The organism is Arthrobacter sp. 210 2 (assembly GCF_059093025.1).
The window spans coordinates 1-12412 of record NZ_JBNHIE010000004.1 but is presented as its reverse complement, the minus strand read 5'-3'; the positions used below and the strand labels follow the sequence as shown (position 1 = coordinate 12412).

Annotated in this window: 11 protein-coding genes; 4 read left to right on the top strand and 7 right to left on the bottom strand. The window is 61.7% G+C overall.

Annotated elements, in window-relative coordinates:
- The first annotated feature begins 375 nt into the window (after positions 1–375).
- Both mscL and AC5RWA_RS09550 read left to right on the top strand, forming a co-directional pair.
- Positions 376–849 (top strand): large conductance mechanosensitive channel protein MscL, encoded by a 474-nt coding sequence (gene mscL / locus AC5RWA_RS09555; protein ID WP_494057425.1) that lies wholly within the window; start codon positions 376–378, stop codon positions 847–849.
- 350 nt (positions 850–1199) lie between these two features.
- Positions 1200–1625, top strand: coding sequence for a YybH family protein (locus AC5RWA_RS09550; protein WP_494057424.1), 426 nt, complete (start codon positions 1200–1202; stop codon positions 1623–1625).
- A gap of 607 nt (positions 1626–2232) precedes the next feature.
- On the opposite strand, the gene AC5RWA_RS09545 is transcribed toward AC5RWA_RS09550, so the two are convergent.
- The 5 genes from AC5RWA_RS09545 to AC5RWA_RS09525 form a co-directional block, all read right to left on the bottom strand.
- Entirely contained in the window at positions 2233–2409 is a 177-nt protein-coding gene (locus AC5RWA_RS09545) for a hypothetical protein (protein WP_494057423.1), read from the bottom strand.
- Positions 2410–3678: 1269 nt separating this feature from the next.
- Complete coding sequence (locus AC5RWA_RS09540; protein WP_494057422.1) at positions 3679–4923, bottom strand: DDE-type integrase/transposase/recombinase; 1245 nt, start codon at positions 4921–4923, stop codon at positions 3679–3681.
- A gap of 1529 nt (positions 4924–6452) precedes the next feature.
- The gene (locus tag AC5RWA_RS09535) at positions 6453–6689 is read right to left on the bottom strand and encodes a DUF8462 domain-containing protein (protein ID WP_494057421.1); all 237 of its coding nucleotides are present in this window, start codon (positions 6687–6689) and stop codon (positions 6453–6455) included.
- A gap of 485 nt (positions 6690–7174) precedes the next feature.
- Complete coding sequence (locus AC5RWA_RS09530; protein ID WP_494057420.1) at positions 7175–7999, bottom strand: alpha/beta fold hydrolase; 825 nt, start codon at positions 7997–7999, stop codon at positions 7175–7177.
- Between the two features lie 168 nt (positions 8000–8167).
- Entirely contained in the window at positions 8168–8416 is a 249-nt protein-coding gene (locus AC5RWA_RS09525; protein WP_494057419.1) for a hypothetical protein, read from the bottom strand.
- Between AC5RWA_RS09525 and AC5RWA_RS09520 the strand changes: the two genes are divergently transcribed.
- Positions 8406–9392 (top strand): saccharopine dehydrogenase family protein, encoded by a 987-nt coding sequence (locus AC5RWA_RS09520; RefSeq protein ID WP_494057418.1) that lies wholly within the window; start codon positions 8406–8408, stop codon positions 9390–9392. The two genes, AC5RWA_RS09525 and AC5RWA_RS09520, sit on opposite strands and share 11 nt — an antisense overlap.
- 185 nt (positions 9393–9577) lie before the next feature.
- Here AC5RWA_RS09520 and AC5RWA_RS09515 read toward each other — a convergent pair whose 3' ends face one another.
- The gene (locus tag AC5RWA_RS09515) at positions 9578–10168 is read right to left on the bottom strand and encodes a hypothetical protein (RefSeq protein ID WP_494057417.1); all 591 of its coding nucleotides are present in this window, start codon (positions 10166–10168) and stop codon (positions 9578–9580) included.
- Between the two features lie 13 nt (positions 10169–10181).
- Positions 10182–11330: a zinc-dependent alcohol dehydrogenase gene (locus AC5RWA_RS09510; protein WP_494057416.1), complete on the bottom strand. Its 1149-nt coding sequence runs from the start codon at positions 11328–11330 to the stop codon at positions 10182–10184.
- A gap of 756 nt (positions 11331–12086) precedes the next feature.
- Here AC5RWA_RS09510 and AC5RWA_RS09505 point away from each other — a divergent pair.
- A complete protein-coding gene (locus AC5RWA_RS09505; protein ID WP_494057415.1) occupies positions 12087–12320 on the top strand; it encodes a hypothetical protein in 234 nt (77 codons plus the stop codon).
- Positions 12321–12412: the final 92 nt, after the last annotated feature.

The following is a 12412-nucleotide window of genomic DNA, read 5'->3' as shown; positions in this document are numbered from 1 at the left end:
TCGCACCCGAGGCCTGTCTCACTGGCTGGCCCACTGCTGGTTGCCTCGCTGAGAAAGTCATCGACATAGCCCGCAATCCTCGTTACGCCTTTGTTGAGATAGTTCCGCCGGCACCTGCGCAAGGGATGTACACCGCAGCCGGTCGACTATTTTTTCAAGCTGCCCCGGTCCGCCGCCCGGTCAATTAGCCACAGGTAAAGCTCCAGCCCGCTTCGATTAGAGCGGCAATCGAACCAGTCACCGGCTCCTATGGACCCTGGAATGCCGGGGGGCGGTCTCCTACTCCTTTGCTTTGTCGGTTTCCTAGGGCCTGGATTTGCCGCGTCATAGGTGGTTCCTCTCGGATCTTGCCGCTAACGGGTTTAGCATCGTGCCATGTCGAATGCGTGGAAAGAATTCAAAGCCTTTGCCATGGGCGGCAATATGTTTGATCTCGCCCTGGGCTTCATCATCGGCACGGCCTTCGCAGCACTCGTGGACAGCCTCGCCAACGATATCCTGTTGCAGTTTGTCGCGGCCATCTTCGGGGCGCCGGACTTCAGTCAGATGAGCTTCACGGTGAATGACGCCGAAATCAGATACGGAAGCTTTATCACCGTGCTGATCCGTTTTTTGCTGCTTGCTCTGGTGCTGTTCGGAATCGTCAAGCTTCTAAAGCGCTTTGGCATGGGCAACTTTCGGGCCCAGGGCCAACAGGAATGCCCGTACTGCAAGGAGTTCGTGGCCATTGACGCCATCAAATGCAAGTACTGCACCGCCGATATCGACCCGGGGCAACTGGAGGAAGAAGACATCGAGCTGCTGAAGAAGCGGGAAGGCTGGCAAAACCCCAACGACGGCATCGCCTGACCCCGCCCCAATCCCGGCCTGGGGAGGGACAGGGCCGGCCGTGACGGAAGCACGGGGCGGCCTTCGCGCCCGAGCCCTTCCCACTTTACGGGGCAGCTGTTCTCGTTTTCGCAAGGGCAGGGGGAGAAGCTGCAGCAGACCCCGTGGCAGGCGCTCCCCGGCCAGCTGTGAAGTCTGTGAGGAATCGGGGTGGCTGGTCTGGGGTTTGCTGACAGAGTAGGTGCAGGCGTCACCTGCCTTATGCGCGGTTGACGAAAGCCGCTGGACTTCCCGGGACTGCGGTGCCACTATGGCCGCAGAGGCCGCCGCCGCTGTGACGGAAGGGCTCCGAGCCGGACGATGGAGGGACCATGACGGGGACCGTCGATCAGATCCTGGAGCAGTACCACCGCGCGCTTGACGCCGTGGTCTCCGGTAACTCCGGACCAATGAAAGAGCTGATTTCCAGGCGGAACGAGGCCACGCTCGCCAACCCGCTCGGCCCGCCTGTCAGGGGCTGGGAAAACGTCGAGAAAACGATGGATCATGCGATTTCCCACTTCCGCGAGGGCGAGCCAACCCGGTTCGAGCGGATCTCAGACTTCATCGGCACCGAGCTGGCCTACATCGTCGAACTGGAACGCACACGGGTAAAGATCGTGGGGTCCGACAAGCTGGTACCAATAGCCCTCAGGGTGACAACGATTTTCCACCTGGAAGACGGAGCCTGGAAAGTTCTCCACCGGCACGCCGATCCCATAACTGCCCCCAAATCGATCGAATCCATCATCCAGTAACGCGGGAAGGAAACTTGGCCGTTGGGTCCCCCTGGCTCAAAGACGCCCAGATCCCGTAGGTCCCACAGGAAAGCCGCTCTTCCGCCTTTTTGATTTGGCACGAGGTGCGGCTCGGCGGAGGGCAGGGTTGACGGTGGCCTGGCGGGGTGTCGGTACTGGTAGGCCGTCTCCTTGCTTCGCCACGATGAGGCCGAGGAAGTTAGCTACCGGTCCATCGAATGGCCCGGCTCCTTACGGGGTGTCCTGCCCGAGGGTTCTACGCCCGGCAGGATGTAACCGTTCGGGGGGGGGGGGGGGGCAGGGTGCCGCTCAGTTGCCTGTTCAGCGGAACCTCGCCCGAGCGATCGTGAGTTCTCAATCGCAAGTTAGGAAGGCGGCGTCGTACGAAGGCACTTGCAGACCCGGGCACCAGGACGAGGCACACCTATATCCGGCCCAGCTCAAAACGAGTGCCTTCCATCGGAAGTGAGCCACTAGCTACCCTGTTCGCATGGAACCAGCGCTGGCCTCATGGGCCGAGTTCAATGTAGCAATTGCCGGAGCTGGTGCAGCGCTGGGCGGACTTCTCATCGTGGCACTTTCAGTGAACATTAAGCAGATTGCAGAGTCACGGGGCCTCGCCGCCCGCGCTGGCGGCGCAATTTCCGCCCTGATCCTCGGGGTTGTCCTGGCCTGTGCGGCCCTGATCCCAGACCAGCCGCTCGAGGCGTTCGGGATCGAAGTTCTGGTCGGGACCCTCGTAGCAGGCGGCGTAGCCGTCCTCGCCGCCCGGGCCATTCTTCATGATGACAGACCTCGTACCCACTGATGGGACATTCAGCACGTCGTGTCCTTCGTGCTGCCCCTCGTCATCTACGCTATCGGCGGCGTCTTGCTCGTATCAGCAGCACCGACCGGTCTATTCGTAGTAGCTCTAGCCACGATCGTGGCACTAATTGGTGCAGTCACCTTCTCCTGGGTCGCTTTGGTTGAAATTCTGCGCTGATCAGGGTCTCGACTCCTGATACCCGACTTCTGAACAGCAGTGCTCTGAAAAGGTCTTAACCGACCCGCCAGGGGCTTTAGGGCCTGGCCACGTAACTTGCGAGAATTGCCCCCGGTGGTGGGCAGCGGCAGAACACGGTCAAAGGTGTGCCGACGAATCCTCAGGACTTCGTGTTTGGCATGAACGGGAGGTTGAGGAACAGCACTAAAGCAACCCGACCGCACGGAGAAGCCGTTTTAAGCAATTGCCCTGCGTCAACTGGCCCAGGAGTTTCACCAGCGCCCTGAAAGGGCCCGTGCCCGGTGCGGTACCGTGCTCAAGCCCTAGCAGCTTAGGCAACTAGTGAGTCCGTGGAGGCCGAGGCACTGGCGGACGCCGACGGCTACGCGCATGCCGTCACCGTTTCGCTGCCGTGGGAAAGGCATTCTGCACCCGCATGGCGGTCAGTGGATAGGGCCTTGACATACTCACCCGACTCGACGTCGCGTTACCTCGAGACAAAGCTCGCGCCAGAAGCCGCGGACGCCGTCTGTAGCTACCCAATCCCCCGGGCCCAGCAAACCCACCTTGGTCACGCCATCGCTGAGCAACCCTTGGCCGGGAAGTGAATTCATAAAATCTACTCAGTTTTGATATTCTCGTGCCCCGGTTATGCGGCGGCCTGCAATGCATATGAGGACGCCTGTTACCAGGCCAGATGTAACAGGGAAATGGCCGGCATCTGGCCCGCCCTTCCACGGTTTTCCCTTGAAGGACGCTAGCGGCCGGTGGGCGTAGTCTTCAAGAAGAACATCTGTCCCCGGCAGAGCGGGAAGGCAAGTGACTGGCGAGGATATGGCCCAGTACAACCTGTTGGGGGCTGGGCCATATCCTTCGCCCCCGCTCTGATCCAGATTCGGGTTTCAGGTGTGCCGCGGACGGCCAACTAGCAAGAGACACTAAGCGGCCACCGCTGAAACGCAAGACCAGTAGCCACCACTGTTGGACGCTTAGTCCTGCGCCTTTCCTGCCTCACGTTTGCCACCTGTTGCCTCATTGCAATACCTCCGGGAAGACTAATACGTTGCCTCAAATGAAAACCTCCGCTTCCGCGTGATCGTTGCCTCGTTGCAGAGGCTCCGGAGAGGGCTTTGGGTTCCAGGCCCGGTTTACGGGTCTGATTGGAGCTGGTTTCTTGGCCAGTGCAAGGGTTTCCAGTTCGGCTGTGAGAGCCATGATTTGGCGGGAGAGAGCTCCGGGTTTGATGCGTTTGAAGGCGGCGTTCATTCGTATGACCGGGCTCTGACGCATCCGTGGATGGCGCACGGCTCGTTGGTGGGGCGTGGCTGGCGCATCGTGTTTCTTGGTGACTTTGGCGCCGTAGCGCTGCTTGGAAACCAGCTTTTGCTGTGGCAGCAAGTAGTTGGTGAAGACACGATCCAGCTCCCAGATCTCGTTGAGCTTTTCCAACTCGCCAGCGGTGTCGTAGCGCAGGTAGCCGACCAATTCACGGACCCGTGCCCAGTTCTTTTGCTCCACATGGGCGCCGTCATTTTTGTTTCCCGGCCGGGAGCGGGTGAAGGTGATCTGGCGGGCGTGGCAATAGGCCAGCAGGTGCTCATTAATGAATTCCGAGCCGTTGTCCGAATCGATGCCGAGGATGGGAAACGGGAACACCGCAGTGACGTGTTCAAGGGCTTCGAAGACCCACTTGGCGGCCTTGTTCCGCACGGACCTGTTCACCGTCCATCCGGTGCAAATGTCCGTCACGGTGAGCGTGAAGCAGGACTCCCCAAAGCTGTTGCCGCCCTCGTGACCGACCAGGTCGATCTCGACAAAGCCCGGCACTGCATCATCCCACTCGGCCCAGGTCCGGACCGGGGTCTGGGATTTGAGCAGGGTGCCCGGCTTGGTGTGGGACCGTCCCCGCAGGGTCAGCTTTGACCGTTCCCCCGCAAGTTTCCGGTCGATGGTCGCCGCGCTCATCCGCATCAGCAACGCTGCTTGTTCATCTGTGATGTCGAGCTCGCCGTCGCGGCGCAGCAGCGGCACCAGAACCGGCAGCATCGGGGCCAGAAGCTTGCCGGCAGGTGCACGCAATACCGCCCAGCACTTGCCCAGCGCCGGCAACAAATCAGGGCCATACACCGGGTCCCTGCCCGGCCGGGGTTTGACGACCTTCAGGACCAGCGCATCCCGCAGCGCCGCCCGGGCATAGTCGCGGTGCCAACCGGTCAACTCGACCAGCTCGTCCAGGATCCGGGACTTCCCTGCACGATCCACGCCCCGGTAGGCGAGGGCATTCTTCTTCGTCACAGCTTGCCGCTGGGCCATCGTTAGCTCCATGAAAACGGGCATAGCCCCCATCCGGTGCCGCTCCCGAGAACCACGCCGCTACGCGGAGGTTTTCAAATGAGGCAACGAATCGGTCTACGCGGAGGTTTTCAATGAGCCAACGCGGCCCATTGACTTGAGGAAAACACGGAAGTACTGTCTCTGACAGGCGCCCCGATGTATCCCCCAATAGCATCGGGGCGCTCCCTATGATGCCGTCCTATCCTTCTACCGTGCCGGAAAGTACCGTGGGGCATCCACACCGCACGGCGTCTCATCCGGTGAAGGACAGGTCGCACTGTTTGGCGCTTCCCCCGCAGACAAAGCCATCGACAACTTGGTCGCGGCAAGGAACAAGACACCTTCAACCGTCCAGACGATGGATTCTGCAGCCTGCAGTGTGCGACCATGGCGGGCACTTTAGATAGCAATATGTTGACCGAATCGCATGGAAGCAATTCAGGTTATCCACAGCCGCTATAAGAATTGCCGGAGGCTGACCGGCCTTCTCGTTCAACCGCGACCAAAATCGGCGTATGTTCCAGGGACCAGGAAACGAGTCCCGCTCCCATTAGCCGGTCGTAACTGGTTTGTTGAAACCGTGTATTTTGCCGGATGATGTGCAGCGGCGGGTGTTCTCTGTCCTTGTTGGGGGAGGTCCTTGTGTCTTCGCCCGGGAGTACTTGCCATGGGGAGTGGGGCTGGCTCCCGGTCTCAGCACGTCTGGAGTCAGCCCCGCTTAGCGTTGACGGGGTGGACAAGGTCGTCCGGCCTTTTTGCCCGCATTGGCATGCGCTTGGCCCGACGACATGCTCAGGACAGGGTGCCGGGTGGAATGACAGACTTAGAGGGGGCGTGTCGGGCTGCTGAAATGACGCCTCGTCCGGCGCGCACCTGTTATCTCTGTCGAGCCAGCCCGCATGAAGTTTTCTTACTGCCCGTCGCCATCGTAGCGGGGCAGGTTTTCAAGGCGTCGTCGTGCCAGTTCAATAGCAGTGGTGCTGATGAGTTGCACGTCACCGGGCCTCTTCGAAGGGCTGCGCAGCTCACCACTGTTGAGCATCCCCAAATTTGGTTGATGTCGATTTCTAGTGCTTTGGATGCCTGTTCAAGGGTGAGGTAACGGTGATAGCGGCGGGTCATGTCTTACTCCGGGGGACGTCGAAAATAGGAGGGGCATAAGTGCGGGGCGCAGCGCGGTCGGCCCGCATCGTTGGTGGGGAAGCGCGCTTCGACGCCTTTCACAGCCCGGGCGAGGGCAAAGAGTTCGTGCGGGGGACTGCTGGATCTCGTACAAGAAGGCATGGAAGTTGGGCGTCCACCCTTATTTTTGGTCCCTTCGCCGTGCTTGCCGCTGGTGCTCCTCAAGCTTGGCTTCCGAGGCTCGCCGGCGGTTCTTCTGCTGCTGGACCTTATACAGAGGCTTGAAGACGCCGGCCACATACCCGGCACAGCGTTAATAGTTCAGGGCGGGTGGTGCCCCTTCCAGCACGCCAAACCAAGGAGCCGATAATAAAGATTCTGTCAAGCTACTCGCGGAGGTATTGGCGGAGCCCGGGGATTGCGAAGTCGACTTTGCCGTAGCCGGCGGACTCGATCAGGCCCGCAGCGATGAGCCTATTCCGGTACTTGGATACGACGTTGGGCTTGGCTTTGAGGATTGCGCCGATCTGACCGGCGGCAGAGGGCCCGTCCTGGCCGGCTATCGCCTCAAGGAACTCGCGGTTTCTGTCCGAGACGTCTGACAGTGCTGATTCGACGACCACCAACGTGTTCCGTCATTGGGCCGCAGCGATTCCACGCTGAACGTTGGTCTGGTCGAGTTTCCATCCTGCCTTGTCGGCTTCGAGGCAGAGGTAGTAGGCGACCAGTCGGATCAGGAAGGGATACCCCCCCCGTGGCTTCGGCGGCCTTTTGGATGAGCTTGGGGGAGATGCCGATGCCTCCCTGGCTGAAGAGCTCGCTGTACGATGCGGGAGGTATCAGCTCCTCATCAAAGCCCTGCTGGATGCGGCCACAGACTGAGCTTCCTACTTCATGGACACAGAGGCGCTTTCAGTCCCGCCACCCGCCGACGCCACCTGCTGGAAAGGTAACGGAGGGCATCCCGGACAACTTCAAGCAGTCGCTGTTCTGGGCCTGTCTCAGAAAGAAGTCAAGACGAACACGAAAGCTCGTCCGATTGGTGTGCCCTCACTAGACGGTTCCTTACCGCATGGCAGTTTAGCCAGGGCGGGGCCTGCGGCGCCTGTCACGAGCGGGAGTCGAGGTAGTGCAGAATCGCCCGGGCCGTTTCCTCCGGGGCACTGACGTGGGGGCAGTGCCCGGTGGCCTCAAGCTGCATGAGGGTGCTGCGTTCCAGATTCTTGTGCAGGTAGGCGCCCACTTCCGGCGGGGCGAGGCGATCGTCGGAGCACTGCAGAATCAGGCAGTTGGTGCGCAACTTTTTCAGTTCTGGGCGGGTGTCGGAAAAGAAGGTTACCTCGGCGAAGTGGCGTGCGATGGCGGGATTTGTCCGGCAGAAGCTGGCACGCAGGTCCTCCGCTAATTCCGGCTCCTGCGGGTTACCCATGACCATGGGCGCCAGGGCCGCTGCCCAGGCGAAATAGTTGCTGTCCAGGGATGCCAGCAGGCCCTCGATGTCTTCCCGGGAAAACCCGCCCACGTACCCGTCGTACGGGTCATCCGTATGACGGGGCGAAGGAGCAAGCAGGACAAGGTGGGAGAAACGGTTGGGGTCCCGCACTGCGGCGATCACGGCGATCATTGTGCTGACGCTGTGGCCCACCAGGATGACGTCCTCAAGTTCGAGGGCGGCACAGATCTCAAGCAGGTCCGACGCGTACCCGTCCAGGGACCCGTACTTCTCCCAGTCATAGGCGCTGATGTCGGAGTTTCCCGCACCAACATGATCAAAGAGCACCAGCCGGTAATCATCAACGAAGTAGGGCAGCAGCTTCCGCCACATAGCCTGATCGCAGCCAAAACCGTGGGCAAACATCATTACGGGCCCATCATCCCGGCCGGTTATGGTGACATTGTTCCGGCCGATTACCGCAGCAACTGCTTCGATCACATTCTCACTGACGCTCGTCTAGGGTGGTGTCCTGCCCCAGATTATCCACGGGAAATAAAGAATCCTAGGGATTCTCCCACTATGACCTTCAAGGTGACGTCGATTCAAAACAGGGGGCCGTGTATTAGCTTGGAGTTGCCGCTGTGAAAGGCTGCTGTTATGGACACCTCATCTCGGGAACATGACCTGGTTCTTTACGGAGCGACGGGTTTCGTTGGCCGACTGATCGCCGGCTACCTCGCGGAGCATGCACCGGCCGGTATGCGAGTCGGACTCGCGGGCCGGTCCAGGTCCAGGCTCGCGGCGGTTCGGTCGCAGTTGCCGGTCGCGGCGCACGGATGGGACCTCATCGAAGCCGAACTCGGAGGACGCGGACTCTATCGCCGCCCTGGCCGCGAACACGCGTGTGCTCTTCACGACCGTCGGTCCATATGCGAAACACGGACTACCCGTCGTCGACGCCTGCGCGCGGGCCGGTACGCACTACGCTGACCTCACCGGTGAGGTGTCCTTCGTCCGGGAGGCGATCGATCATTACGACGCTTTGGCCAGGACGAGCGGGGCCCGGATCGTGCACTCCTGCGGCTACGACTCCGTGCCGTCCGACCTCGCTGTACTGATGCTTCATCAGGCGGCAGAAGCCGATGGTGCTGGCGGTCTGGTCGAAGTCCAACTCGTTGCTACAGCCAAGGCTGGCATCAGCGGAGGAACGCTCGAATCGATGCGCGGGCAGCTCGACGCAATGCGGCTGAGCCCTGCCCTGCGATCATTGGCCGCGGACCCCTACGCTCTGAGCCCGGACCGCACACGGGAACCGACGACACAACAGCCTCCTGACTCCGGACCTGTGCGCCGTTCCGATGACGGCACCTGGACCGCGCCCTTCATCATGGCCCCGTTCAACACCCGGATAGTGCGCCGCAGCAACGCCTTGCAGGGCTGGGCCTACGGCCGCTCCCTTCAGTACGGCGAGGTGATGGGGGTGGCCCGGGGACCGGCGGGAGCGGTCATCGCCAGGGCAATGGCACTTGGGCTGCGGGCATTCACGGGCGCGATGGCGTTCCCGCCGACCCGGAGGGTGCTCGACCGCTTTCTTCCGGCACCGGGTGCGGGTCCGGGCACCAGTACGCAGCGCACGGGCTGGTTCCGCTCCCAGGTGACCGCCCGCACCGAGGGCGGGCACCGATACCAGGCGGTTGCTGCTGGCCCCGGTGATCCCGGCTATGCCGCCACCGCGGTGATGGCAGGCGAGACTGCACTCGCTCTTGCCCTCGACGGTGACCGGCTGCCCGCCGCGAAAGGGTCGCTGACACCGGCCACTGCACTCGGCAACGTGCTCATACAGCGACTCCGCGCGGCCGGCCACACTTACCAGGTCACCAAACTCGCCTGAACCCAGGTCCTGCACGTGAGCCGATAACGGGGCAATCCCAAGGGGCCCAGAAAGCAGCCTCTTTCATTCGTCCAGGGCGATGGTCATCTCGACGTCGTCCGGAAGGTTTAGTCCGGGAGCCGCGGGCTCTGGTGGTGGCTAGTGTGCTGCGCCCAGCTCGACGAGCAGGACACTGCCACCAGCGGTCATGTACGTCCCACCGCTGCCCGCTTGAGTGCCCGTACCGCGACGATGCCGCCCAGGCCTGCCAGGACCCAGGGCCCGCCCACCATCAGGGGGTCAATCCACATGTGGTTCACGTCGGCGCGCTTTTTTCCGAAGCGGGAGCCCATGCCGTGGCGGGAGAACTCGCTGAGCACTCCGGTCTCGGTGACGGGGTTGTCCGGCCGCAGGGTGGCGAACGATCGCAGATGGCTTTCCCACGCGTCCACCCTGTCCGCCGCGACGAGCAGCAGCCAGTGCGCTGCCCGGCCCTCGCTGTACTTGTAGGCGTACTTCCGGATGGCCCCCGACGCCCCCTTCGGAGGGGTGGAGGTGCCGAAAACGGGGGGAAGGAATGCGTGTTCGACGGACCGCTCCCGGGGCCATTTCTCGGGCTGGCGTTCAGGGAAATCCCAGTGGGCGCCGGTATCAATGCCTGGCTGCTCACGGGGATAGGAGGGCCTGTCCGCCGGGTTGAGGTCCGCACCCCATCCCGGGATCCGGGCCCGCAGGTCCTCAACGGATTCCTTCAGCGCGGGCTTGCCGGCGGTGTAGGGCGTTGGTATCTCAGCCATGGTGGTTTTCCTTTCAGACCGCGCTGGGAACGATGAGGGGCTTAATACATTCATCGAGCTTCGCGGAGAAGATGTGGTATCCCTCGGCGATGTGTTCCAGCGGGATGCGGTGGGTGATGATGTCGCTGGGCTTGAGGTACCCGTTCCGGATGTGTTCGAAGAGCCGCGGCCATTGCCGTTTGACCGGGCACTGGTTCATCCGCAGCGTCAGGCCCTTGTTCACTGCGTCGCCGAATTTCACGGCACTGAAGATGGGGCCGTAGGCGCCCACCACGGACACGGTGCCGCCCTTGCGGACGGAGTCGATGGCCCAGTTCAGGGCGATGGGGGAGCCGCCCTGCAGTTTCAGTTTGCTGCTGGTGACGTGCTGGAGGAAGTTGCCGTCCGCCTCGGCCCCCACCGCATCAATCACGACGTCGGCGCCCAGGTAGTCAGTGGCCTTCTTCAGGTGCACCACAATGTCGTCGTATTCCGCGAAGTTGTACGTTTCAGCGTGGGCGAAGATGCGGGCTTTCTCGAGCCGGTATTCCAGGTGGTCGATCACAATCACCCGGCCTGCGCCCATCAGCCACGCGGACTTCGCGGCGAACAGGCCCACCGGCCCGGCACCGAACACCACCACGGTGTCGCCTTCCACGATGTCACCCAGTTGGGCGCCGAAGTAGCCGGTGGGCAAGGCATCGGTGAGCAGCACGGCGTCGTCTTCGTCCATCCAGTCGGGGATCAAGCCTGGCCCCACATCGGCGAACGGTACCCGCACGTACTCGGACTGGCCGCCGTCGTAACCTCCGCAGGTGTGGGAGTAGCCGTAGATGCCACCCACTGCCGTCGCGTTCGGGTTGACGTTGTGGCAGTTGGAGTACAGCCCGCGGGCACAGAAGTAGCAGGACCCGCAGTAGATGTTGAAAGGCACCATCACCCGGTCCCCGGCAGCCAGGTTCTGCACCGAAGGGCCAACCTGCTCCACCACGCCGATAAATTCGTGCCCGAAGGTCATGCCCACCCGGGTGTCGGGCATCATGCCGTGGTAAAGGTGCAGGTCCGACCCACAAATCGCAGCCCTCGTCACACGCACGATCGCATCATTAGGATGCTCGATCACCGGCATGTCCTTTTCTTCCACTCGCACCTTGTAGGGCCCGCGGTACACCATCGACCGCATCACTACCACCTCCGGGAAATAGTTTGTACAGTCATCGGAATTCTCCTGTCTGGGCTTTCTCAGGCTTCGCTCTTTTGTTTTATCCCCTGCAGGGCGCCGCCCAGTAGCGGTAATTTCCGGGCGTAGCAAAGCTAGGGCCTGCGGGACCGCGGTCCGGAAAAAAGGGGGGTGGCACCCGAAACGCGTATTGGAGCTGGCAGGAACTGATCGAGCCTTAATGCTAAGCAACCTTAGTAAGTGTGTCGAGGGGCCATCCCCAAAATTTCTCCCCCCAAAAAAGATTTTGCCAGTCCTATACACAGGACTGGCAGAATCCAGGCTTTCGTGCGGGGCAGTAGGCTAGGGGTGGGCAATGCCGATGTAGCGCCACCGCGGCACGCTAAAGACGCGACGAGGGCCAGCGCCCCCACGATGGACGAAAACGATGGCGGGATCTTGGTTCCGTACCGTTCCTGCTGAGCATTTTTCTTGTCGTCGCTGCCGTGATTTTCGCTGGCAACAACGCTGCAGGCTACATGGCCACTGGCGGTTTCATCCCCAGCTACGCGTCCGGCCCCGCTGTAACTCACGAGCGCACTGACGTGCTCCTCTCCGTCACTTACGGTGCCGGCATCCGGCTCGTCTTCACCTACCTTGCCAGCTACCTCTCGGACAGGATTGGCCGCAGGAACACCTACTTCCTGGGATCCGGCGCCCAGCTGCTGCCTGCTCTTCTGGATGATCAACACCGGGTCCCTGCCAATGCTCTACCTTGGGATGACCATCTTTACCGTTGGACTGGGACTGGCCTATGGCCCACAGGCGGCCCTGTACTCGGAGATGTTCCCTGCCTCGGTGCGCTTCTCTGGCGTCTCCATCTCCTACGCCTTGGGTGCGATCCTCGGCGGCGCCTTTGCTCCGACCAGAGCCACAGCCCGGGTCCAGGCCACAGGCGGAACAGACGCCGTCTCGCTGTATTTCGTGGGGATGACACTTGTCTCCCTTGTGTAAGCGGCAACTTTAAACTGACCGGAGACGGCAAAACTGATTGACCGTTCGCGGCAGTGGTTTTGACCATTGGCGGCAAGCATTTTTGGACAGCA

Bases quoted from the DNA above. Each gene is read 5' to 3' on its own strand.
- mscL (WP_494057425.1), top strand. From the start codon at position 376: ATGTCGAATGCGTGGAAAGAATTCAAAGCCTTTGCCATGGGCGGCAAT.
- AC5RWA_RS09550 (WP_494057424.1), top strand. From the start codon at position 1,200: ATGACGGGGACCGTCGATCAGATCCTGGAGCAGTACCACCGCGCGCTT.
- AC5RWA_RS09545 (WP_494057423.1), bottom strand. From the start codon at position 2,409: ATGAAGAATGGCCCGGGCGGCGAGGACGGCTACGCCGCCTGCTACGAG.
- AC5RWA_RS09540 (WP_494057422.1), bottom strand. From the start codon at position 4,923: ATGGCCCAGCGGCAAGCTGTGACGAAGAAGAATGCCCTCGCCTACCGG.
- AC5RWA_RS09515 (WP_494057417.1), bottom strand. From the start codon at position 10,168: ATGGCTGAGATACCAACGCCCTACACCGCCGGCAAGCCCGCGCTGAAG.
- AC5RWA_RS09510 (WP_494057416.1), bottom strand. From the start codon at position 11,330: ATGCGGTCGATGGTGTACCGCGGGCCCTACAAGGTGCGAGTGGAAGAA.
- AC5RWA_RS09505 (WP_494057415.1), top strand. From the start codon at position 12,087: ATGACCATCTTTACCGTTGGACTGGGACTGGCCTATGGCCCACAGGCG.